This window comes from Salinisphaera sp. SWV1, assembly GCF_052044155.1.
Lineage (GTDB): Bacteria > Pseudomonadota > Gammaproteobacteria > Nevskiales > Salinisphaeraceae > Salinisphaera.
On sequence record NZ_JBQDYE010000176.1, the window covers coordinates 1 to 538 of the forward strand.

General features: G+C 56.1%; 2 protein-coding genes. Both read left to right on the top strand.

Annotated features, from left to right (window positions below; all coding sequences use genetic code 11):
* A partial coding sequence (gene moaD, locus ACS8YF_RS20105) for a molybdopterin synthase sulfur carrier subunit (RefSeq protein ID WP_440851821.1) occupies positions 1 to 181 on the top strand: 181 nt, incomplete at its 5' end.
* A gap of 1 nt (position 182) precedes the next feature.
* Positions 183 to 538, top strand: a 356-nt coding sequence (moaE, locus tag ACS8YF_RS20110) for a molybdopterin synthase catalytic subunit MoaE (protein ID WP_440851822.1), incomplete at its 3' end; no start/stop codon positions are given.

Consider the following 538-nt stretch of genomic DNA (forward strand, 5'->3'; position numbering starts at 1 on the left):
TGCGGATTTCCCAACCGTTGAAGCGTTACGCCAACATCTGGCTGCGCAGAGCGATCGCTGGGCGCTGGCGCTGGAAGATGGCAAATTGCTGGCTGCCGTCAACCAGACGCTGGTGAGTTTTGGCCATCCGCTGACTGACGGCGACGAAGTGGCTTTCTTCCCGCCGGTAACCGGAGGTTAAGATGGCAGAAACCAAAATTGTTGTCGGCCCGCAGCCATTCAGCGTAGGAGAAGAGTATCCGTGGCTGGCGGAGCGTGATGAAGACGGTGCGGTAGTCACCTTTACCGGTAAGGTGCGCAACCATAACCTTGGCGACAGCGTCAAAGCATTAACCCTCGAACACTATCCGGGGATGACTGAAAAAGCACTGGCAGAAATTGTCGATGAAGCGCGTAACCGCTGGCCGCTGGGGCGCGTCACGGTGATTCACCGCATCGGGGAATTATGGCCGGGCGATGAAATCGTTTTTGTCGGTGTCACCAGTGAGCACCGCAGCAGTGCGTTTGAAGCCGGGCAGTTTATTATGGATTATAGATC